The sequence below is a fragment of the Phytopseudomonas dryadis genome, from assembly GCF_004327355.1.
Taxonomy (GTDB): Bacteria; Pseudomonadota; Gammaproteobacteria; order Pseudomonadales; family Pseudomonadaceae; genus Aquipseudomonas; species Aquipseudomonas dryadis.
Window position 1 is genome coordinate 74,451 of sequence record NZ_QJUM01000019.1, and the last position, 21,406, is coordinate 95,856.

At 68.0% G+C, this 21,406-nt stretch carries 22 protein-coding genes; 21 read left to right on the forward strand and 1 reads right to left on the reverse strand.

Going from position 1 to position 21,406, the window contains the following annotated elements; all coding sequences use genetic code 11:
• Window positions 1–354: 354 nt before the first annotated feature.
• From DNK34_RS16465 to DNK34_RS16555, 19 genes are all read left to right on the forward strand, one after another.
• Window positions 355–1,206, forward strand: coding sequence for an ABC transporter ATP-binding protein (locus DNK34_RS16465; RefSeq protein ID WP_131176019.1), 852 nt, complete (start codon window positions 355–357; stop codon window positions 1,204–1,206).
• Window positions 1,207–1,240: 34 nt separating this feature from the next.
• Complete coding sequence (locus DNK34_RS16470) at window positions 1,241–2,248, forward strand: ABC transporter substrate-binding protein (protein WP_131176020.1); 1,008 nt, start codon at window positions 1,241–1,243, stop codon at window positions 2,246–2,248.
• A 10-nt stretch (window positions 2,249–2,258) separates the two neighbouring features.
• Complete coding sequence (locus DNK34_RS16475; RefSeq protein ID WP_131176021.1) at window positions 2,259–3,035, forward strand: ABC transporter permease; 777 nt, start codon at window positions 2,259–2,261, stop codon at window positions 3,033–3,035.
• 10 nt (window positions 3,036–3,045) lie between these two features.
• Window positions 3,046–3,801 (forward strand): SDR family oxidoreductase, encoded by a 756-nt coding sequence (locus DNK34_RS16480; protein ID WP_131176022.1) that lies wholly within the window; start codon window positions 3,046–3,048, stop codon window positions 3,799–3,801.
• A 14-nt stretch (window positions 3,802–3,815) separates the two neighbouring features.
• Window positions 3,816–4,352, forward strand: a complete 537-nt coding sequence (locus DNK34_RS16485) for a cupin domain-containing protein (protein ID WP_131176023.1) — start codon at window positions 3,816–3,818, stop codon at window positions 4,350–4,352.
• A gap of 10 nt (window positions 4,353–4,362) precedes the next feature.
• A complete protein-coding gene (locus DNK34_RS16490; RefSeq protein ID WP_131176024.1) occupies window positions 4,363–5,244 on the forward strand; it encodes an alpha/beta fold hydrolase in 882 nt (293 codons plus the stop codon).
• Entirely contained in the window at window positions 5,241–6,062 is an 822-nt protein-coding gene (locus DNK34_RS16495) for an IclR family transcriptional regulator (RefSeq protein WP_131176025.1), read from the forward strand. The genes DNK34_RS16490 and DNK34_RS16495 overlap by 4 nt, the downstream gene beginning before the upstream one ends.
• A gap of 1 nt (window position 6,063) precedes the next feature.
• Window positions 6,064–6,861, forward strand: a complete 798-nt coding sequence (locus tag DNK34_RS16500) for an SDR family oxidoreductase (protein WP_131176026.1) — start codon at window positions 6,064–6,066, stop codon at window positions 6,859–6,861.
• A complete protein-coding gene (locus DNK34_RS16505; protein WP_131176027.1) occupies window positions 6,854–8,536 on the forward strand; it encodes a thiamine pyrophosphate-binding protein in 1,683 nt (560 codons plus the stop codon). The genes DNK34_RS16500 and DNK34_RS16505 overlap by 8 nt, the downstream gene beginning before the upstream one ends.
• Window positions 8,537–8,547: 11 nt before the next feature.
• Window positions 8,548–9,351, forward strand: a complete 804-nt coding sequence (locus DNK34_RS16510; protein ID WP_131176028.1) for an aspartate dehydrogenase — start codon at window positions 8,548–8,550, stop codon at window positions 9,349–9,351.
• A gap of 11 nt (window positions 9,352–9,362) precedes the next feature.
• Entirely contained in the window at window positions 9,363–10,850 is a 1,488-nt protein-coding gene (locus tag DNK34_RS16515) for an aldehyde dehydrogenase (RefSeq protein WP_131176029.1), read from the forward strand.
• 10 nt (window positions 10,851–10,860) lie between these two features.
• Complete coding sequence (locus DNK34_RS16520; protein WP_131176030.1) at window positions 10,861–11,826, forward strand: VOC family protein; 966 nt, start codon at window positions 10,861–10,863, stop codon at window positions 11,824–11,826.
• Between the two features lie 10 nt (window positions 11,827–11,836).
• A complete protein-coding gene (locus DNK34_RS16525; RefSeq protein ID WP_131176031.1) occupies window positions 11,837–12,997 on the forward strand; it encodes an FAD-dependent monooxygenase in 1,161 nt (386 codons plus the stop codon).
• Window positions 12,994–13,311 (forward strand): hypothetical protein, encoded by a 318-nt coding sequence (locus tag DNK34_RS16530; RefSeq protein ID WP_131176032.1) that lies wholly within the window; start codon window positions 12,994–12,996, stop codon window positions 13,309–13,311. The genes DNK34_RS16525 and DNK34_RS16530 overlap by 4 nt, the downstream gene beginning before the upstream one ends.
• Before the next feature lies 1 nt (window position 13,312).
• Entirely contained in the window at window positions 13,313–13,531 is a 219-nt protein-coding gene (locus tag DNK34_RS16535) for a recombinase-like helix-turn-helix domain-containing protein (RefSeq protein WP_131176033.1), read from the forward strand.
• Between the two features lie 22 nt (window positions 13,532–13,553).
• The gene (locus DNK34_RS16540) at window positions 13,554–14,573 is read left to right on the forward strand and encodes an aromatic ring-hydroxylating oxygenase subunit alpha (protein WP_131176034.1); all 1,020 of its coding nucleotides are present in this window, start codon (window positions 13,554–13,556) and stop codon (window positions 14,571–14,573) included.
• Entirely contained in the window at window positions 14,570–14,998 is a 429-nt protein-coding gene (locus DNK34_RS16545) for a RidA family protein (protein ID WP_131176035.1), read from the forward strand. Before DNK34_RS16540 ends, DNK34_RS16545 begins: the two co-directional genes overlap by 4 nt.
• A gap of 13 nt (window positions 14,999–15,011) precedes the next feature.
• Window positions 15,012–15,968, forward strand: a complete 957-nt coding sequence (locus DNK34_RS16550) for a PDR/VanB family oxidoreductase (RefSeq protein WP_131176036.1) — start codon at window positions 15,012–15,014, stop codon at window positions 15,966–15,968.
• 676 nt (window positions 15,969–16,644) lie between these two features.
• Window positions 16,645–17,868 carry a hypothetical protein gene (locus DNK34_RS16555; protein ID WP_131176037.1) on the forward strand — a complete coding sequence of 408 codons (1,224 nt, stop codon included), beginning with the start codon at window positions 16,645–16,647 and terminating at the stop codon, window positions 17,866–17,868.
• Window positions 17,869–17,945: 77 nt separating this feature from the next.
• On the opposite strand, the gene DNK34_RS16560 is transcribed toward DNK34_RS16555, so the two are convergent.
• The gene (locus DNK34_RS16560) at window positions 17,946–18,659 is read right to left on the reverse strand and encodes a tellurite resistance TerB family protein (protein ID WP_131176038.1); all 714 of its coding nucleotides are present in this window, start codon (window positions 18,657–18,659) and stop codon (window positions 17,946–17,948) included.
• Window positions 18,660–18,844: 185 nt separating this feature from the next.
• On the opposite strand from DNK34_RS16560, the gene DNK34_RS16565 reads away from it, so the two are divergent.
• On the forward strand, window positions 18,845–19,756 hold the full coding sequence (locus tag DNK34_RS16565) for a LysR family transcriptional regulator (protein WP_131176039.1): 912 nt from the start codon (window positions 18,845–18,847) through the stop codon (window positions 19,754–19,756).
• A gap of 137 nt (window positions 19,757–19,893) precedes the next feature.
• A complete protein-coding gene (locus tag DNK34_RS16570) occupies window positions 19,894–21,348 on the forward strand; it encodes a gamma-aminobutyraldehyde dehydrogenase (protein ID WP_242675126.1) in 1,455 nt (484 codons plus the stop codon).
• Window positions 21,349–21,406 lie beyond the last annotated feature (58 nt).

Here is a 21,406-nt window from a genome sequence, read left to right on the forward strand (position 1 = left end):
CCCGGGTATGACAGTCGCCGGGCAAGACAACATTCATATAGAAGGACAGCGCGAAATCGGCCCACGGTTCCGCTCGTACCGGCGCGGCATCAGGTCACCGGGCGCACCAATAGGTTACCTGAGGTAGCGACCCGCACCTGTTACGGGCATTTTTTGCCGGATACGACGGGCAGCGGATTGCGCCTCGGCTCCTCGGCGGGCATCCGACAGAATCCAGCAACCCACTGTTTTTAAAAAATAAAAATATGCCCATCAAAAGTCGCCGAGGTTTTTACCCGGCAATGGCACGCCTTCTGCAAGTTTCACAATGAAAACATTGTTTCATATATAAAACAAGCGTGAGGCGAAAAGATAATGCTAGCGACCGAGTTGAGCGTCCTTCCCACGGGAAGGCCACAGCAGCCGGCAAAGGGAAGCGCCATGAAGACGGAAATCGAATTCCGCAACGTTTCCAAGTGCTTCCCGGGCAAAGGTGGCGCCCAGGCCGCCCCGGTGGTCAGCGACCTCAACCTGAGCATCCGCAGCGGCGAAGTGGTGTCCATCATCGGCCCTTCCGGCTGCGGCAAGAGCACCCTGCTGAACATGGGTTCCGGGCTCTATGCGGCCAGCGAGGGCGAGGTCCATGTCGGCGGCGAGCGGGTCACCGGGCCGGTGCGCAAGGTCGCCTTCATGTTGCAGAAGGACCTGCTGATGCCCTGGCGCAGCATCCGCCGCAATATCGAGCTGGGCCTGGAAATCGAAGGCATGGCCGCAGCCAAGCGCCGGCCCATCGCCGAGGAACTGCTGAACAAGTGCCACCTGGCCGGCTTCGGCGACCACTACCCCTACCAGTTGTCCGGCGGCATGCGCCAGCGCGCCGCCCTGGCCCGCACCCTGGCCACCGACCCGCAGGTGCTGTTCCTCGACGAGCCGTTCTCCGCCCTCGACGCGCAGACCAAGATGATCCTCCAGCAGGATCTGGCGCAGACGCTGTTCGAGCAGCGCAAGACCGCCCTGTTCATCACCCACGACCTGATCGAGGCGATCGCCATGTCCGATCGCATCCTGGTGATGAGCGCCCGCCCCGGCACCATCATCGAGGAAATCGAGGTCGGCCTGCCGCTGCGCGACAACCCGCTGCAGCGCCGCAAGCTGCCGGAGATCGGCCCCCTGGCCGGCCGCCTGATGGAGCTGCTGAAGGTCGGCGAAGACACCGACCTGCACTGAACGAACCGACCCCAATTCCCCACAGGAGCCGAGCATGAGCACCTCATTCGCAAAGACCCTGGCCAAGGCCTCGCTGTTCACCCTCGCCCTCGGCGGCGCCCTGACCACCCAGGCCGCGCCGCAGGAGGTCACCTACCTGCTGCCCGCGCCGCCTAACTCGCCGGCCTTCGCCCCCTGGATCATCGCCCAGCACAAGGGCTACTACGCCGAGCAGGACCTCAAGGTGACGTTCATCGCCGCCAAGGGCGGCGTCGACGTGGCCAAGCAACTGGGCGCCGGTAACGCCCTGGTCGGCGGCGCCATCGGCGACACGCCGATCATCGTTCGCGCCAACGGCGTGCCGGTCAAGGCGGTGGCCGTGCTGGGCGCCAGCGGCCTGACCATGATCGCCACCGCCAGCGACGCCAATATCGGCTCGATCCGGGACCTCAAGGGCAAGACCCTGACCGTGATGTCCTACTCCGACACCACCTACTACGCCCTGCTCGCCTCGCTGCGCAAGGCCGGCCTGGGCAAGACCGACCTCGACGTCCAGGCCGCCGGCCCGGCGGGGGTCTGGCAACTGTTCTCCGCCGGCAAGTCGCAGGCCATGGCCGGGGTGCCGGACTGGGTGGTGAACGCCGAGGAATCCGGCCTGGATATCCAGCTGCTGCCGCAGAACGAGGTGTTCGAGAGCATGGCCCAGGCCATCCTCGCCTCCGAGGCCGCCATCGAGAAGCAGCCGCAGGTGGTCGCCGGCGTGGTCAAGGCCACCCTGCAGGGCATGCGCGACATCATCGCCGACCCGCGCCAGGCAGCCGTCACCTTCGCCGAGGCGGTGCCCAGCTACCAGGGCAAGGAAGCGACCCTGGAGAAGATTTTCCGCCTCTATGTCGAGCACGTGTACGCCGGCCAGCAACCGCTCGGCAGGATCGACCCGCAGCGCCTGGAGAGCGTGCGCCAGTTCTATGTCAGCGAGGGCATCGTGACCCGCGAGACCCCGCTCGACGAGCTCTACACCAACCAGTTCGTCGACCACGATGCCGTGGCCGCCAAGCAATAAGGTGCTTTTCATGAGAACGCTCAACACCCCCATGCTCGGCAGCATCGCCCTGCTCTTGGTGTTCCTCGCCAGCTGGCAATGGGGCCCGGGCCTGCTCGGCATGCCCGAGTTCGTGCTGCCCAAGCTGAGCCGGGTGATCGAGGAAGGCGTGGCCATGTGGCGGACCGCCAATCTGCTCGAACACACCGCCATCACCACCCTGGAGATCATCGTCGGCTTCGTCCTCGGCGCCCTGCTCGGGGTGATGATCGGCGTCGCCCTGGGCCTGTCGCCGACCACCGAGGCCATGCTCTCGCCCTACATCCTGGCCCTGCAGATCGCGCCCAAGGTGGCCTTCGCCCCGCTGTTCGTCATGTGGCTGGGCTACACCGTCTACCCGAAGATCCTCATCGCCATCCTCATCGTGTTCTTCCCGGTGATGATCAACGTGCTCTCGGCCATCCGCACCGTCGACCCGGACATGATCAACCTGGTCCGCGCGATGAACGCCAACCGCTGGCAGCTCTTCCGCCTGGTGGAGTTCCCCTCGGCCATGGCCCCGCTGTTCTCCGGCCTGCGCATCGCCTCGACCCTGGCGGTGATCGGCGTCACCGTCGGCGAACTGGTCGGCGGCAACCAGGGCCTCGGCTTCCTGCTGGTCAACTACGAGGGCCAGGGCAATACCGCCGGGGTGTTCGTCGCCATCGTCATGCTCACCCTGATCGGCGTGCTGGCCTACGGCGCGGTGGTCTGGGCCGAGAAGCGGGTGCTGCACTACCTGCCCAAAGCCAACCTGAGCACCGTATGAGGAACCGCCCATGAGCCTGCTTCTGCAAGATCGTCGCATCCTCGTCACCGGTGGCGCCCGCGGCCTCGGCCAGGCCTTCGCCGCAGCGGCGGCCCGCGCCGGCGCCCGGGTGGTGATCGCCGATATCCTCGAAGGTCGCGTGGCGCAATCCGCCACTGAGCTGGCCGCGCAGGGCCTGGACGTCACCGGCCTGGCGCTGGATCTGGGCGATCCCGCGGCCATCGAGCGCTGCGTGGCGGCCACGGTCGCGCATCTCGGCGGCCTCGACGGGCTGGTCAACAACGCCTCGATCACCCACTCCGGCGGCAAGAGCTGCGAAGAACTGGAGATCGGGATGTTCGACCGGGTGCTGCAGGTCAATGTGCGCGGCACCTGGCTGATGACCCGCGCCTGCCTGCCGGCGCTGCGCGCGTCCGGCCGCGGCAGCGTGGTCAACCTGGCCTCGGACACCCCGCTGTGGGGTGCGCCCAACCTGCTGGCCTACACCGCCAGCAAGGGCGCGGTGATCGCCATGACCCGCAGCCTGGCCCGCGAACTGGGCGGCGACGGCATCACCGTCAACGCCATCGCCCCCGGTCTGGTCGAGGTGGAGGCCACCCAGTACGTGCCCGCCGCCCGCCACCAGCACTACCTGGACCACCGCGCGATCAAGCGCGCCCAGTTGCCGGACGACGTCTGCGGCGCGGTGCTGTTCGCCTTGTCCGACCTTTCCCGCTTCATCACTGGACAAACCCTGCCGGTCAACGGCGGGTTCGTCATGCCCTGATCTGGAGGAATCCAATGAGCGACCTGAACCCGACCCTGAACGCCCCGAAATCCTGGGAGCGCCCCGAAGGCGCCAGCTTCGAGCAATGGTGCACCAGCCGCATCGCCCGCTACTCGACGCGCAAGTACGATTGGAACGCGCTGAAGTTCCAGGCCGACTACGACCCCAAGTTCCGCCGCGCGCAGATGCGCTACATCGGCACCGGCGGCACCGGCGTGGCCAGCGACATGAACACCATCCCGTCGGAGCACTTCACCTTCTCCACCATGGTCATCCCGGCCGGTCACGAGGGCCCGCCGCACCTGCACATCGACGTCGAGGAAGTGTTCTTCGTCCTGCGCGGCAAGCTCAAGGTGGTCCTGGAGAAGGACGGCGAGCGCTTCGAAGCCATCCTCACCGACCGTGACGTGATCTCGGTGCCGCCGGGCGTGTACCGCGAGGAGATCAACATCGGCGACGAGGACGCGCTGATGTGCGTGATGCTCGGCGCGCAGAAGCCGATCACCCCGACCTACCCGCCGGAGCACCCTCTGGCCAGCATCAAGCGCTGAGGCCCCGCCCATGCTCGCTTCCCTACGCGATCCCGACCGCCTCGCCCAGCCGCTCGAGCAGCGCCTGGCCAGCGACTTCCCGCAGCGCCTGCTGGCGCTGCCGGGCGGCCGCCAGGCCATCCGTGAATGCGGCGGCGGCCCGCCCATCGTGCTGCTGCACGGCATCGGCTCGGGCGCCGCCTCCTGGCTGCAGGTCGCCCAGCGCCTCGCCGGGCGGGCGCGGGTGATCGCCTGGGACGCGCCAGGCTATGGCGACTCCGCGCCCCTGACGCAGCCGGCGCCACGGGCCGAGGACTACGCCGCGCGCCTGGCGCAGTTGCTCGACGCTCTGGACATCGAGCGTTGCGTGCTGGTCGGCCACTCCCTCGGCGCCCTCATCGCCACGGCCTTCGCCGCCGGCGAACAGGCGCGGCGGGTCGCCCGCCTGGTGCTGCTCAGCCCGGCGCGCGGCTATGGCGACCCGGCCCGCGCGGCGCTCGCCGAGGACGTGCGCGGCAAGCGCCTGCGCGCCCTGGAACGACTGGGCATCGCCGGCATGGCCGAACAGCGCAGCGCCCACCTGCTGTCGCCCCGGGCCAGCGCCGAGCAACTGGCCTGGGTGCGCTGGAACATGGCGCGGCTCGACGCCCACGGCTACCGCCAGGCCATCGAGCTGCTCTGCGGCGACGACCTGCTGCGCCACGCGCCGCTGACGGTGCCCTGCGAAGTGCACTGCGGCGAGCTCGACGCCATCACCAAGCCGGAGTCCTGCCATGCCATCGCCCGCGCCCTGGGCGCGCCCTTCGACCTGATACCCGGGGCCGGCCACGCCTGCCCGATCGAACAGGCGGAGGTGGTCGCCGGACGCATCGCCTACGCCCTCACGCAAACCCAGCAAGGTATGCCGCAATGACCAAGGACATCGATAGCGATAGCCAAGACAAGTACATAGTGCCCGGGCTGGAACGCGGCCTGCTGCTGCTGTGCGAATTCAGCCGGCACAACCGCACCCTCACCGCCCCGGAGCTGGCGCGCCGGCTGAAGCTGCCGCGCTCGACCATCTTCCGCCTGCTCACCACCCTGGAGACCATGGGCTTCATCACCCGCAGCGGCAACGAGTACCGCCTGGGCATGGCGGTGCTGCGCCTGGGCTTCGAATACCTCGCCTCGCTGGAGCTCACCGAGCTGGGCCAGCCGCTGCTGGCGCGCCTGAGCGACAGCATCGGCTACCCCTGCAACCTGGTGGTGCGCGACAAGCGCTCCATCGTCTACGTGGCCAAGGTCACCCCGGCCTCGGTGTTCACCAGCTCGGTCAACGTCGGCACCCGCCTGCCGGCCCACGCCACCGTGCTCGGTCGCATCCTGCTGGAGGACCTGTCCCTGGCCGAGCTGCGCGGGCTGTACCCGGAAGAGCCGCTGGAGCGCTATTCGGCGAAGACCCCGGGCAGCGCCCTGGAGCTGTTCGACCTGGTTCAGGCCGACCGCCAGCGCGGCTTCGTCGTCGGCGAAGGCTTCTTCGAGCCGTCCATCTCCACCATCGCCGCGCCGGTGCGCGACCACAGCGGCCAGGTGGTGGCGGCCCTGGGCGCCACCATCCCCACCGCGCGCATGGCCCACGAGGATCTCGACGACCTGGTGCAGCGGATTCGTATCAGCGCCGACGAGCTGTCGCACCTGCTCAACTACCGGCCGCAGCACGGCCACAACGTCACCGCGCTGATGAGGGACTGACATGAGCCTGTTCGATCTGTCCGGCCGCATCGCCGTGGTCACCGGCGGCTCCTCGGGTATCGGCCTGGCCACCGTGGAACTGCTGCTCGGCGCCGGCGCGGCGGTGGCCTTCTGCGGCCGCGACCAGGCGCGCCTGCAGGCCGCCGAGGCCAGCCTGCGCCAGCGTTTCCCCGCCGCCAGGCTGCTGGCCCAGGCCTGCGACGTGCTCGACGCCGCCCAGGTGCGCGATTTCGCCGCCGCCTGCGAACGGCAGCTGGGCCGCGCCAGCATCCTGGTCAACAACGCAGGGCAAGGCCGCGTCTCCACCTTCGCCGACACCACCGACGAGGCCTGGAGCGAGGAACTGCAGCTGAAGTTCTTTTCCATCATCCACCCGGTGCGCGCCTTCCTCGCGCAACTGGAGGGCCAGGCGGACGCCGCCATCGTCTGCGTCAACTCGCTGCTGGCCAGCCAGCCGGAACCGCACATGGTGGCCACCAGCGCCGCCCGCGCCGGGGTGAAGAACCTGGTGCGCTCGATGGCCTTCGAGTTCGCGCCCAAGGGCATCCGGGTCAACGGCATCCTCATCGGCCTGGTGGAGTCCGGCCAGTGGCGCCGGCGCTTCGAGGCCCGCGCGGAGCGCGAGCAGGACTGGACCCAGTGGAGCGGCCAGCTGGCGCAACGCAAACAGATCCCCCTGGGGCGTCTGGGCAAGCCGGCCGAGGCCGCCCAGGCGATCCTTTTTCTCGCTTCACCCCTGTCTGCCTATACGACGGGAAGTCATATCGATGTTTCTGGAGGGTTGTCCCGTCATGCGTAACGAAAACCAAGTCACCGTCGGCGCCGCCATCGCCGCGTTCCTCGAACAGTGCGAGGTCAAGGCCGCGTTCGGGGTGATCTCCATCCACAACATGCCGATCCTCGACGCCTTCGCCATCCGCGGCAACATCCGCTTCGTCATGGCCCGTGGCGAGGCCGGCGCGGCCAACATGGCCGACGCCTACGCCCGCACCACCGGCGGCCTCGGGGTGTGCCTGACCAGCACCGGCACCGCCGCCGGCAACGCCGCCGGGGCCATGGTCGAGGCGCTCACCGCCGGCACCCCGCTACTGCACCTGACCGGGCAGATCGAGACCCCCTACCTGGACCGGAGCCTGGCCTACATCCACGAGGCGCCGGACCAGTTGAGCATGCTCAAGGCCATCTCCAAGGCGGCCTTCCGCGTGCGCAGCGTCGACACCGCCATCAGCACCATCAAGCTGGCGGTGCAGACCGCCCTGACCGCGCCCACCGGCCCGGTCAGCGTGGAAATCCCGATCGACATCCAGTCGGCGCTGATCAACCTGCCGGCCGACCTGTCGCCGCTGCCGGTGCCGGTGGCCAGGCCGTCGGCGCAGGCCCTGGACGAGCTGGCCGAGCGCTTCGCCAGGGCCAGGCGGCCGATGCTCTGGCTCGGCGGCGGCGCCCGCCATGCCGGCGCCCAGGTGCAGCGCCTGCTGGAGATGGGCATCGGCGTGGTCACCAGCACCCAGGGGCGCGGCATCGTCGCCGAGGACGACGAGCGCTCGCTCGGCGCCTTCAACCTGAACCCGCCCGTGGAGCGCTTCTACCAGAGCTGCGACGCCATGCTGGTGGTCGGCTCGCGCCTGCGCGGCAACGAAACCCTCAAGTACGAACTCAAGCTGCCGCGTCCGCTGTACCGCGCGGATGCCGACGCCACGGCGGAGGGCCGCTGCTACCCCAGCGACTACTTCGTCTGCGGCGACGCCGCACTGATCCTCAAGGGGCTGGCCGACCGCCTGGAAGGGCGCCTGCAGGTCGACCCGGCGTTCGCCGCCGACCTGGCCGCCGCGCGCGACCAGGCCCGCGCGCAACTGGTCGACGGCCTCGGTCCCTACGCCTCCCTGGTGGAGCAACTGCAGGCGCTGGCCGGCCGGGACTTCAATTGGGTGCGCGACGTCACCGTGTCCAACAGCACCTGGGGCAACCGCCACCTGAGAATCTTCAGCCCGCGCGCCGGCGTGCACGCCCTCGGCGGCGGCATCGGCCAGGGCCTGGCCATGGGCATCGGCGCCGCGGTGGGCGCGGCGACCAGCGCGCCGGGGCGCAAGACCTTCGTCCTGGCCGGCGACGGCGGCTTCATCCTCAACCTGGGCGAGCTGGCCACCGCCGTTCAGGAGCGCGCCGACATGCTCATCGTGCTGATGAACGACCAGGGCTACGGGGTGATCAAGAACATCCAGGACGCCGCCTACGGCGGACGCCGCTGCTACGTCGACCTGCACACCCCGGACTACGCGCAGCTGTCGCAGTCGCTCGGCCTGCGCCACGCCAGGGTCGGCGACCTCAAGGACTTCAGCGCAGTGCTGGACGGCGCCCTGGGCGAGTCCGGGCCCTTCCTGCTGGAAGTGGACATGCTCGCCATCGGCAGCTTCAAGACCCTCTTCGCCGGCCCGCCGGTCAACCAGAGCAAAGCGGCCAAGGCCGCAGTGTGAGGCGCAGCGCCATGTTGCATATCACCATGATCGGCAGCGGCGCCATCGGCGTCGGCGTGCTGGAACTGCTGGAAAACGATCCCGAGCTGGTGGTCGACGCGGTGATCGTCCCGCAGACCTCCCAGGCGCTGGTGCGCCAGCGCCTGGCCAGCCTGCGCAAGGCGCCACGGGTGCTCACCGCGCTGCCGGCCGAGGCGCGTCCCGACCTGCTGGTGGAATGCGCCGGCCACCGCGCCATCGAGCAGCACGTGCTGCCGGCGCTGGAACGCGGCATCCCCTGCCTGGTGGTGTCGGTCGGCGCGCTGTCCGAGCCGGGCCTGGTGGAACGCCTGGAGGCCGCCGCCCAGCGCGGCGGAACCCGCATCGAACTGCTGCCCGGCGCCATCGGCGGCATCGACGCGCTGTCGGCGGCCAAGGTCGGCGGCCTGGAGTCGGTGCTCTACACCGGGCGCAAGCCGGCACGGGCCTGGCTCGGCACCCCGGCCGAGCTGGCCTGCGACCTGGAGCAATTGAGCGAGGCCAGGGTGATCTTCGAAGGCAGCGCCCGCGAGGCGGCGCGGCTGTACCCGAAGAACGCCAACGTCGCCGCCACCCTGTCGCTGGCCGGCCTCGGCCTGGACCGCACCTGGGTGCGCCTGATCGCCGACCCGACGAGCAGCGAGAACGTGCACCAGGTGGAAGCCCGCGGCGCCTTCGGCGGCTTCGAGCTGACCCTGCGCGGCAAGCCGCTGGCGGCCAATCCCAAGACCTCGGCACTGACCGTGTACAGCGTGGTTCGCGCGCTGGGCAACCACGCCCACGCCATTTCGATCTAGAGGCGAGAACCGTGATAGACCTGAACCCGATCCAACCCATCTGCATCGCCGGCGAGTGGCGCTTGGGCGGCGGCGACCTCTACGCCAGCCTCTACCCGGCCAGCGGCGAGGCCATCGCCCGCCTGCACGCCGCCAGCCTGGACGACGTGGAAGAGGCGATCCAGGGCGCCCAGCGCGCCTTCCAGGGCAGCGGCTGGGCACAGCGCAAGCCCCACGAGCGCGCCGCCGTGCTCCAGCGCATCGCCGAGCTGATCCGCGCCCGCGCCGAGGAGCTGGCGCAGCTGCAGCGCCTGGACAACGGCAAGCCGATCAAGGAAACCCGCAATCTGGTGGCCAGCGCCGCCGCCACCTTCCAGTTCTTCGCCGCCGCCTGCGAGACCCTGGAGGAAAGCATCACCCCCTCGCGCGGCGACTTCGTGACGATGAGCGTCCATGAGCCCATGGGCGTGGTGGCCGCCATCACCCCGTGGAACTCGCCGATCGCCAGCGAGGCGCAGAAGCTGGCGCCGGCCCTGGCCGCCGGCAACGCGGTGGTGGTCAAGCCGGCCGAGATCACCCCGCTGGCGGCCCTGGCCCTGGCGCGCATCTGCGAGGAAGCCGGGCTGCCGCGCGGCCTGGTCAGCGTGCTGCCGGGCAAGGGCTCGCTGATCGGCGACGCGCTGACCCGGCATCCGCTGGTCAAGCGCGTGTCCTTCACCGGCGGCACCCGCACCGGCAAGCACATCGCCCGCATCGCCGCCGACAAGATGATGCCGGTGTCCATGGAACTGGGCGGCAAGTCGCCGACCATGGTGCTGGCCGACGCCGACCTCGACCACGCGGTGGCCGGGGTGCTCTACGGCATCTTCAGTTCCAGCGGCGAGTCCTGCATCGCCGGCTCCCGGCTGTTCGTCGCCCAGCGGCACTACGCGGAATTCCTCGACCGTCTCGCCGCCGGCGCCAGCGCCCTGCGCATCGGCGACCCGGCCGACGAGCGCACCCAGATGGGCCCGCTGATCAGCGCCGCGCACCGCGAGTCGGTGGAGCGCTTCGTGGCGCTGGGCGTGGCCGAGGGCGGGCGCCTGCGCACCGGCGGCATCCGTCCCCACGGCGAGGCGTTCGAGCGCGGCTACTTCTACACCCCGACCATCATCGAAGGCCTCGCCAACGACGCCCGCCTGTGCCAGGAGGAAGTCTTCGGCCCGGTGCTGGTGGCCATGCCCTTCGAGGATGAGGCCGAGCTGATCGAGCAGGCCAACGACAGTTGCTACGCCCTGGCCGCCGGCATCTGGACCCGCGACTTCCAGCGCGCCTGGAAACTCGGCCGCGCGGTGCAGGCCGGCACCGTGTGGATCAACACCTACAAGCAGTTCTCCATCTCCACCCCCTTCGGCGGCTGGCGCGACAGCGGCCTGGGCCGCGAGAAGGGCCGCCTGGGGATTCTCCAGTACATGGAGCAGAAAAGCCTCTACTGGGGCCTGAACGAACAGCCGCTGGCCTGGGCCGGCAGCCACCGATGAGGAACACGCGATGAGCGTATTGGGTATCGACGAAATCACCTACGGCGTGGAAGACCTGGCCAGCAGCGCGCGCTTCTTCGCCGACTGGGGCCTGAAGCAGGTCGCGGCGGCCGACGACCAGGTCGTCTTCGAAAGCCTCAACGGCTGCCGGGTCATAGTCGCCGCGCTGGACAAGCCCGGCCTGCCGCAGGCCATCGAGCCCGGCTCGACCCTGCGCGAGGTGGTCTGGGGCGTGGAGCGCGAGGACGACCTCGAGCGCTACGCCGAACGTATCGCCGACGAGCCCGGCTTCACCGAGGGCGACGGGCGCATCGGCTGTACCGACCCCAACGGCCTGGCGGTGCGCCTGCAGGTCACCCGCAAGCGCGACATCCAGGTGCAGTGCGGCCAGTCCAACACCTGGCAGTTCAAGGGTCGGATCAACCAGGCCAGCCCCATCTACGAGCGCGCCCAGCCCATCGAGGTGGGCCACGTGGTGTTCTTCGTCAAGGACGTCAACGCCTGCGAGCGCTTCTACGGCGAGCACTTCGGCTTCGTCTGCTCGGACCGCTACCCGGACCGTGGCGCCTTCCTGCGCTGCGCCGAGGAAGGCGGCCACCACGACCTGTTCCTGCTGCAGCTGCCGCAACCGCGCGCCGGCCTCAACCACGTGGCCTTCACCGTGCGCGACATCCACGAAGTGTTCGGCGGCGGCATGCACATCTCCCGCTGCGGCTGGGACACCGAGATCGGCCCGGGCCGCCACCCGGTGTCCTCGGCCTACTTCTGGTACTTCCGCAATCCCGCCGGCGCCCTGGTCGAGTACTACGCCGACGAGGACCAGCTGACCGGCGAATGGCAGACCCGCGAGTTCGAACCCGGCCCCACGGTGTTCGCCGAATGGGCCATCGCCGGCGGCCTGGACGGCAACACCCGGCGGCAGAAGAACGCCGAGGCGCCGCAAGGCAAGTTCCTCACCGACAAACCCAGGAACTGAGGACGGCCCCATGACCGCACTGAACATCGGCATCCTCGGCGCCGGCATCGGCGGCCTGACCGCCGCCATCGCCCTGCGCCAGGCCGGCCACCAGGTGAGCGTTTTCGAACAGAGCAAAGCCTTCCTGCGGGTCGGCGCCGACATCAACCTGACGCCCAACGCCGTGCGTGCCCTCGACGGCCTCGGCCTGGACATGGCCAGGCGGGTTCGCCAGCACGCCGCGCGGCCGACCCACCGCATCAGCCGCCTGTGGGACACCGGCGAGGAGACCTCGCGCCTGGAGATGGCCGACAGCGCCGAGCAGAAGTACGGCGCGCCGCAACTGACCATCCACCGCGCCGACCTGCTCGCCGTCCTGGCCGACGCCTTTCCGCTCGGGCAGGTGCGCTTTGCCCAGCGCGCCGAGAACGTCACCCAGGACGCGGCGGGCGTCGAGCTGACCTTCCGCGACGGCGGCCGCGAGCGGGTCGAGCTGCTGATAGGCGCCGACGGCATCCACTCGGTGGCTCGCCGCGCACTGTTCGGCGACGAGCATCCGCGCTTCACCGGCGTGGTGGCCTATCGCGCCGTGGTGCCGGCCGAGCGCGTGGCCCATGTGCCGAATATCCAGGCGTTCACCAAGTGGTGGGGCCCCAGCGCGGAAAGCCAGATCGTCACCTTCCCGCTCAACCAGGGGCGCGACATCTTCATCTTCGCCACCACCGCCCAGGACAGTTGGCACGCGGAGTCCTGGACCGGCGCCGGCGACGTGGACGAACTGCGCAGCCACTACACCGGCTTCCACCCCGATGCCCGGGCCCTGCTGGACGCCTGCGACGAGGTGCTGAAGACCGCCCTCTACGAGCGCGACCCGCTGCCGTTCTGGTCCAAGGGCGCCATCACCCTGCTGGGCGACGCCTGCCACCCGATGATGCCCTTCATGGCCCAGGGCGCCGGGCAGGCCATCGAGGATGCGGTGGTGCTTGCCCGCCACCTGCAAGGCGTTGCCCGCGCGGGCATCGCGCAGGCCCTGCTGGGCTACCAGGACTCGCGCCTGGCGCGCACCAGCGAAATCCAGATCGGCTCGCGCGGCAACCAGTGGCTCAAGGCCGGCGGCAACGCCGACTGGGTCTATGGCTACGACGCCTGGCGGCAACCGCTGGAACAGATCGGCGCGGGGACCTCGGCATGAGCGAGAGCCTGCTGCTGACCGTGCTGCTCAGGCACGACCAGTCGAAGAACCTGGAAGACATCCAGAGCCATATGAAAAAGATGGACTGGTGGCAGCGCTTCCCGGTGGAGGGCGTGGAGATCGTCTCCTGGACCGTGGCCATGGGCCTCGGCCAGATCGTCACCCTGCGCCTGCCGCCGGCGCTGCTGCCGAAGATCAACCTGGAACTGGAGCGCTCCGCCTGGGGCGTGTTCCGCACCGAATGCTACCCGACCTACGACTTCGTCCCGGTTCGCCAGGCCATACGCGAACGGGTCCGCAATGGAGGCCAATGAGATGCAAGACCGTTACCTGCAACCCCACCAAGCCCGCTCGCGCGAGCCCAATTCCTTCGAGGAGCTGCTCGGCGACTCCATCGAGCGCGCCTATGCCGCCGGCATCCACGACCTGCCGGGGCTGCTCGGCTACCTCAACCAGGCCGGTCCGACCTGCCCGGGCGGCGAGCCCTGGAACGAGGACGCCTACAAGACCCTGATGGCCCGCCTGGGCGAATGAATTCCCCATAGAGGAAAACGCAATGAGCACCGTCGATCCTGTTGAGCAACTCCTGGCCAATGGCCTGAAGAACCTCTGGTACCCCATCTGCCCGTCCAGCTTCATCGAGGACAAGCCGGTATCGCTGCGCCGCCTGGGCTACAAGCTGGCCCTGTGGCGCGATAGCGACGGCACCCTGCACGTGCTGGAAGACCACTGCCCGCACCGCGGCGCGCCGCTGTCGCGCGGGGTCAACCTGGGCGACCGCCTGCAGTGCCCCTACCACGGTGTAGAAGTGCGCTGCGACGGCGTCACCACCCGCGTGCCCGGCAGCCCCGGCTGCAAGCTGGAAGGCAGCCAGGCCACCCGTTTCTTCCACGTCGCCGAGGCCGCCGACGCGGTGTGGCTGTACAACGCCGCGAGCAACGTCGAGCAGGCGCCGCCGCTGCTGCTGCCCGAGCAACTGACCGATCCCGAATTCTCCTTCTTCCTCTGCTACACCGAATGGCGCGGCGACTACCGCTACGTGCTGGACAACGTCATGGACCCGATGCACGGCACCTACCTGCACAAGCAGTCGCACTCCATGTCCGAGGGCGAGAGCCAGGCCAAGTTCGTCACCCGCGACACCGACACCGGCTTCATCTTCGAGAAGGAAGGCCAGCGCGGGGTCAACTTCGACTGGACCGAATGGGCCGACACCGGCGTGCACTGGATGCGCCTGGAAATCCCCTATCCGAAGACCGGCGGCCCGGGCGGCAACTTCCACATCGTCGGCAGCTACACGCCGATCGCCCGCGACCTCTGCGCGGTGTTCCACTGGCGCTGCCGCCCGCTCAGCGGCTGGCAGCGCGACACCTGGCGCTTCCTCTACAAGAACCGCCTGGAGGCACGCCACTGGGCGGTGCTCGAACAGGACCGCGAAATCCTCGAATTCATGGACGCGGACGCCAACCAGCGCGAGAACCTCTACCAGCACGACCTGGGCCTGGTGCGCCTGCGCCGGCACATGAAGAACCTGGCCAAGGAACAGCTGGAACTGATCGAGGCCAGGCAGCCATGAGCGCCGTGCGCCGCATCCGCGCCGAGGGCGCGCCCGACCTGGCCACGGCCAGTTGGTCCAACGCCCTGCTGGTCGGCGAGGAACTGGTGCTGTCCGGCATGACCGGGCATCCGGCCACGCGCCAGGCCGCCGAGCGCGGCGCGCCGCTGGATGCCCATGCCCAGACCCTGGTGGTGCTGGGCAAGGTCAAGGCGCTGCTGGAAGCGGCGGGCGGGCATATCGGCAACATCTACAAGCTCAACGTCTATGTCACCCGCATCGCCGACAAGGACGAGGTCGGCCGCGCGCGGCGCGACTTCTTCGCCGGCCAGGCCACCTTCCCCGCCTCGACCCTGGTCGAGGTGAGCGGCCTGGTGTTCCCCGAGCTGGTGGTGGAAATCGATGCCTGGGCGCGCCTGGACATCGACCTGGCGACCTGCGTCTGAGCAGAGGTACAGCATGACCCACGACAACAGCATCACCGCCTTCGTCCACACCCTGCGCTTCGAGGCGCCAGGCATCATCAGCGTCGAGCTGCGCCCCCAGGGCGATGCGGCCTTCCCGTCCTTCGCCCCCGGCGCCCACATCGACCTGCACCTGGGCAACGGCCTGGTGCGCAGCTACTCGCTGCTCAACTCGCCGGCGGACAGCGGCCGCTACGTGGTGGGCATCCTGCGCGACCGCAACAGCCGTGGCGGCTCGGCCTACGTGCACCAGAACCTGCGGGTCGGCATGCCGTTGCCGATCTCCGCGCCGCGCAACCTGTTCCAGCTCGACGAAAGCGCCGGGCACACGGTGCTGGTGGCCGGTGGCATCGGCATCACGCCGATCCACTGCATGCTCAACCGCCTGCGCGAACTGGGCAGGTCGGTGGAGCTGCTGTACTGCGCGCGCACGCGCCTGGAGGCCGCCTTCGTCGAGGAACTGGCCGCCAGCGGCGCCAAGGTCCATCTGCACTTCGACGACGAGCAGGGCGGCCCCATCGACCTCAGGGCCTTCCTCGCCGAGCGGCCGGCCAGCGCGCACTTCTACTGCTGCGGGCCGACACCGATGATCGACGCCTTCGAGAACCACTGCGAAAGCCTCGGCCACGCCAACGTGCATGTCGAACGCTTCGCCGCCGCGCCCCAGGCGCCGAGCGCGCCCCAGGGCAGCTACGAAGTGCAACTGGCGCGCAGCGGCCAGTGCATCGAGGTGCCGGGCGGCAAATCGCTGCTCGACGCCCTGCTGGAATCCGGTATCGAAGTGGACTGCAGCTGCCGCGAAGGCGTCTGCGGCGCCTGCGAGACCCGCGTCCTGGAAGGCGAGCCGGAACACCGCGACGGCGTGCTGACCAAGGCCGAGAAGGCCGCCAACAAGACCATGATGGTCTGCGTCTCCGGCTGCAAGGGCTCGCGCCTGGTGCTGGACCTGTAACACAGCTTCACCCTTGCCCCTTTGCTCCTCCTGAGCCGGCGTTACCCACGCCGGCTTTTTTTCGCCCGGATGCACTCCGGGCCCCTCCGGCATCAGGCCTTCCCGGATTACATCCGGGCCACCGCTCCGTGCCAATCCCCTCTCCCCCGGGAGAGGGTGCTTGCGCCGGCACCGATTCAACTTATTCCCACGCCAACTTATTCGAAGCACACATCGAAAAGTTCACTGATGTTTTCCATATGAAACATAAGTACGCCCACAAAGTTGTCACCGTGAATATTTTACGCACAGCGACTGTGCACTTTCGTTACTGCCGAAACCTGCCGTTTCCAGAGTGATACAGGACACCCCGTTTTATATCTAATCCATTGTTTTTACAGGACTAATTACGAAAACGAAGAAATCCATACGCCTGGCATGCTTCATGCACAAATCAACGTGCCAGATATGAAACAAAACCAGCAACAAGCCGGCCTCGCGCACCCGGCACGAACAGCATTGTCGAGCAAGACGAAAAGTTCGTTTACCCGGTGCCCGCGGCAATCACTGCAGACATAAAGAACAACCAGAAAACAACCGGCGAATACCGTGACAAGTTGTCCGCCAAGTTGGCGGCGACGGGAAAGTATTGCCCATAAGAAAGCTGCCACACATCAACTTTGCAGATGAGGTCAGAATGAAAAAGCACTTGCTGTCGATCGCTCTTGCCGCCGTCACCGGCGCCACCTTCACCACCGCGCACGCGGCCGGCGCAGCGGCCGCCGCGCCGAAGAAACCCTTCCCCCATATCAGCCTGCGCAGCGACGACGGTAACAGCAGCCTGGATATCGGCGGCGCCCTGCGCATGAACTACCGCGACGAGGACTGGGAAACCACCGAGAACAACGGCCGCTTCCTCTTCGACACCTTCCGCGTGGACGTGCAGGCCACCCACCATGACCTGTTCGCCGAGGTCGGCTACTGGTTCCAGGACGACGGCAAGCGCTCCATCGACCGTGGTTTCGTCGGCTACAGGTTCAACGAGACCTCCAGCCTGCAGCTGGGCGCCCCGTTCAAGCCCTTCGGCCTGGAGCCCTATCCGCAGTTCGGCTGGAGCTACCACATCCCCTTCTTCCTCGGTTACGGGGTCAGCGCCGGGGCCGGCGCCAAGTACATCTACAAGGACCAGGACTGGCACATCCAGGCCGGCTACTTCCCGCGCATGATGCCCAGCGACATCCGCTACTCGCCGGAAGTCGGCCGCTTCTCCGACCTCGACGACAACGCCATTGCCTTCATCCATGGCGCCCAGGACAACGAGAAGCGCGACCAGCTCAACCTGCGCGTGGCACGCGACTTCGCCGGCGACGGCTGGAAGACCGAGGTCGGCGCCTCGCTGGCCGCGTCCAGGCTGTACAACGCCACCACCCGGGACGATGGCGACTACTGGGCCGCCGGCCTGCACGCGGTGATCAACCGCGGCAACTGGCACGTCACCACCCAGGGCATCCGCTACGCGTTCGATCCGAAGAACCCGGCCGGCATCAGCGACGCCAGCGTCCTCATGGGCACCAACGGCCTGACCCCGGCCTACCTGATCGCCGCCAAGGCCAGCGTGGTGTCCTTCAACGTCGGCTACGACGTCGCCACGCCGAACCTGGGCATGCTCAAGAAGCTGCGCTTCTACAACGACTACAGCCGCATGTTCAAGGACGAGAGCGGCTGGGACGACTCGCAGATGTACACCGCCGGCGTACAGTTCTTCGCCATGCCGATCATGGGCTGGCTGGACTTCACCTGGGGCAAGAACGCCAACCCCTACGGCGGCGCGGAAAACGGCACCGGCTTCACCAGCACCACCTCATCGGGCAGCAACGACTGGTATTTGCGCACCAACCTGAATATCGGCTACTACTTCTGAGCCTACCCGGGCACCTATCGCGGGTGCCTCGCGGCAAAACGGGCTCCGCCGCGGTCGTGCTGAAACGTCAACAGAGCCTAGACCTGCCGCACTTGGTTCTCCAGTTCGAGCTTGAGGGCCGGATCGAGCTTGAGCTGGCGCGCCAGCTCTTCCAGGTAGGCGCGCTCCATGAAGTGTTCTTCGTCGACCATCAGCAGGCTGGCCACGTACATCTCCGCGGCCATTTCCGGCGTGCTGGCCGAACGCGCCACATCCGCCGGGTCCAGCGGTTTGTTCAGCTCGGCCTGGAGCCAGTGTTGCAGCTCGGCGTCGCTGGTCAGCTTGCTGAATTCGCCCTCGATCAACTGGCGCTCGCGCTCATCGACATGGCCATCGGCCTTGGCCGCCGCGACCAGCGCCTTGAGAATGCCCTGGCTGTGCAGTTCGACCTGCGGCGCCGGCAGGCGATCCAGGGTCTGCGGCTCGCCCTGGGGCGCGCCGGCCTGCTTGGCCTGCCAGTTGCCATAGGCCTTGTAGGCGATCACGCCGAGCGCGGCCAGGCCGCCATAGGTGATGACCTTGCCACCGAGCTTGCGCGCACTCTTGTTGCCCAGCAGCATGGCCAGCGCGGCACCGCCGCCGGCGCCCTTGAGCAGGGAGCCGATATCGGCGCCGCCCTTGCCCGCCGCGCCGCCACCGAGCAGGCCGCCTAGCGCCCCGCCCAGTCCCGAGGACGATTTGCCGGCGCTTTTCTGTTGCAGCAGGTCCTGCCCGGACTTCAGCAGTTGGTCGAGCAAACCGCGGGTATTCATGGACGATCTCCTAAATTCAGGTCGGTGGACGAATCTACTGGGAAGTCCGACCGCCGTCGGTTACAGATTACGTCAGGATATTGCAGGGCGGCCGATAAGCGGGTGGCCAAAGAAAAACAGGCGAGGTCACTATAAAAAAGAATAGCCTTGGTTCCCAATCAATTCCCTAGATACACGGCAGCCCCATGATGACACTTCGCCAGATACGTCATTTCATCGCCGTCGCCGAAAGCGGATCCATATCCGCCGCCGCGCAGGCCGTGTTCATTTCCCAGTCCACCCTGACCCTGGCGATCCAGCAACTGGAGGAGGAAATCGGCGTCAGCCTGTTCAACCGCCACGCCAAGGGCATGAGCCTGACCCACCAGGGACACCAGTTCCTGCGCCAGGCACACCTGATCCTGGCCACCGTGGACAACGCCAAGCGCAGCCTGCAACAGAGTACCGACCAGGTCGCCGGCAGCCTGACCATCGGCGTGACCAGCCTGGTCGCCGGTTACTACCTGGCCGACCTGATCACCCGCTTCCAGCGCGCCTACCCCAACGTGCAGACCCGGGTACTGGAAGACGAGCGCCCCTATATCGAGCACCTGCTGGTCAGCGGCGAGATCGATGTCGGCGTGCTGATCCTGTCCAACCTCGAAGACCGCCACGCCCTGCAGACCGAGGTCCTGACCCATTCCCCGCATCGCCTGTGGCTGCCGGCGCGCCATCCGCTGCTGGAGCGTGACAGCATCAGCCTGGCGGACGTGGCCGGCGAACCGCTGATCCAGCTCAACGCCGACGAAATGGGGCTGCACACCCAGCGCATCTGGACCCGCGCCGGCCTGACGCCGAACGTGACCCTGCGTACCGCCTCGGTGGAAGCGGTACGCAGCCTGGTGGCAGCGGGCCTCGGCCTGTCGATCCAGCCGGACATGACCTATCGCCCCTGGTCACTGGAGGGCGACATCATCGAAGCGCTACCGCTGGCCGACCTGAGCGAACCGCTGGATGTCGGCCTGGCCTGGCGGCGCGGCACCGCACGACCGGTGCTGGTCGACCCCTTCCTGACCCTCGCCCGCGAACAACCGCACAACCGCAAGGTTTCGATTTAATCGAACGCTACTTTCAGTATTTAGAATTTGTAGACCTCTGCCCCGGACCCTAGTCTCGTAGCCAATCTAGAGGCAGGCGTTCCGGGCAACCCTGGAGCCGTCTCATGCAGGCAGAAACCCGAAGAAGAAGTCCGAAGATGTCCGAACCCACCCTGCACAGCGCATTGCTGATCGACGGCCAGTTGGTCGCCGGGGAAGGTTCGGCCGAAACCATCGTCAATCCGGCCAGCGGCGAGGTACTCACGTCCATCGCCGAGGCCTCGCTGGAACAGGTGGAGGCCGCCGTGCAGGCCGCCCACCGCGCCTTTGCCGGCTGGTCGCGGACCACCCCGGCGCAGCGCGCCACGGCCCTGCTGGCCATCGCCGATGCCATCGAACAGAACGCCGAGCAGTTGGCCCGCCTGGAATCGCTGAACTGCGGCAAGCCGCTGCACCTGGCGCGCCAGGACGACCTCCCCGCCAGCGCCGACGTGTTCCGCTTCTTCGCTGGCGCCGTGCGCTGCCAGCAGGGCCAGCTGGCCGGCGAATACGTGCCCGGCCATACCAGCATGGTGCGCCGCGATCCGGTTGGCGTGATCGCGTCCATCGCGCCGTGGAACTACCCGCTGATGATGGCCGCATGGAAGATCGCCCCGGCCCTGGCCGCCGGCAACACCCTGGTGTTCAAGCCCTCGGAACACACCCCGCTGTCGATCCTGGCACTGGCCCCGGCGCTGGCCGGCATCCTGCCCGCCGGCGTGCTGAACATCGTCTGCGGCGGGGGCGAAGGGGTCGGCAGCCAGTTGGTCGGTCACCCGCGAGTGCGCATGGTGTCGCTGACCGGCGATATCGTCACCGGGCAGAAGATCCTGCAGAGCGCCGCGCGCACCCTCAAGCGCACGCACCTGGAACTGGGTGGCAAGGCCCCGGTGATCGTCTGCAACGATGCCGACATCGAGGCCGTGATCGAGGGCATCCGCACCCACGGCTACTACAACGCGGGCCAGGATTGCACCGCCGCCTGCCGCATATACGCCCAGGCCGGCATCCACGACCGCCTGGTGCGCGAGCTGGGCGAAGCCGTGGCAAGCATCGGTTTCGCCCGCAAGAAGGACAGCGACAACGAGATCGGTCCGCTGATCAGCGCGCGCCAACGCGATCGCGTGGCCAGCTTCGTCGAACGCGCCCTCGGCCAGCCGCACATCGAACGGGTCACCGGCGCCGCCGCGCATTCCGGCGCGGGCTTCTATTACCAGCCGACGCTGCTGGCCGGCTGCAAGCAGAGTGACGAGATCGTCCAGCGCGAAGTGTTCGGCCCGGTGGTCACCGTGACCCGCTTCGAACAGTTGAGCCAGGCGCTGGACTGGGCCAACGACTCCGAGTACGGACTGGCCAGTTCGGTATGGACGCAGAACCTGGACAAGGCCATGCAGGTCGCCGCCCGCCTGCAATACGGCTGCACCTGGATCAACACCCATTTCATGCTGGCCAGCGAGATGCCCCATGGCGGCCTCAAGCGCTCCGGCTACGGCAAGGACCTGTCCAGCGACTCGCTGGCCGACTACAGCGTGGTGCGCCACATCATGGCGCGTCACGGACAACAACTAGATTGACGAGAAACACCCGTTCGGCAGCGCTATCGCCGACATTCAACTGCCCCCATAACAGTCC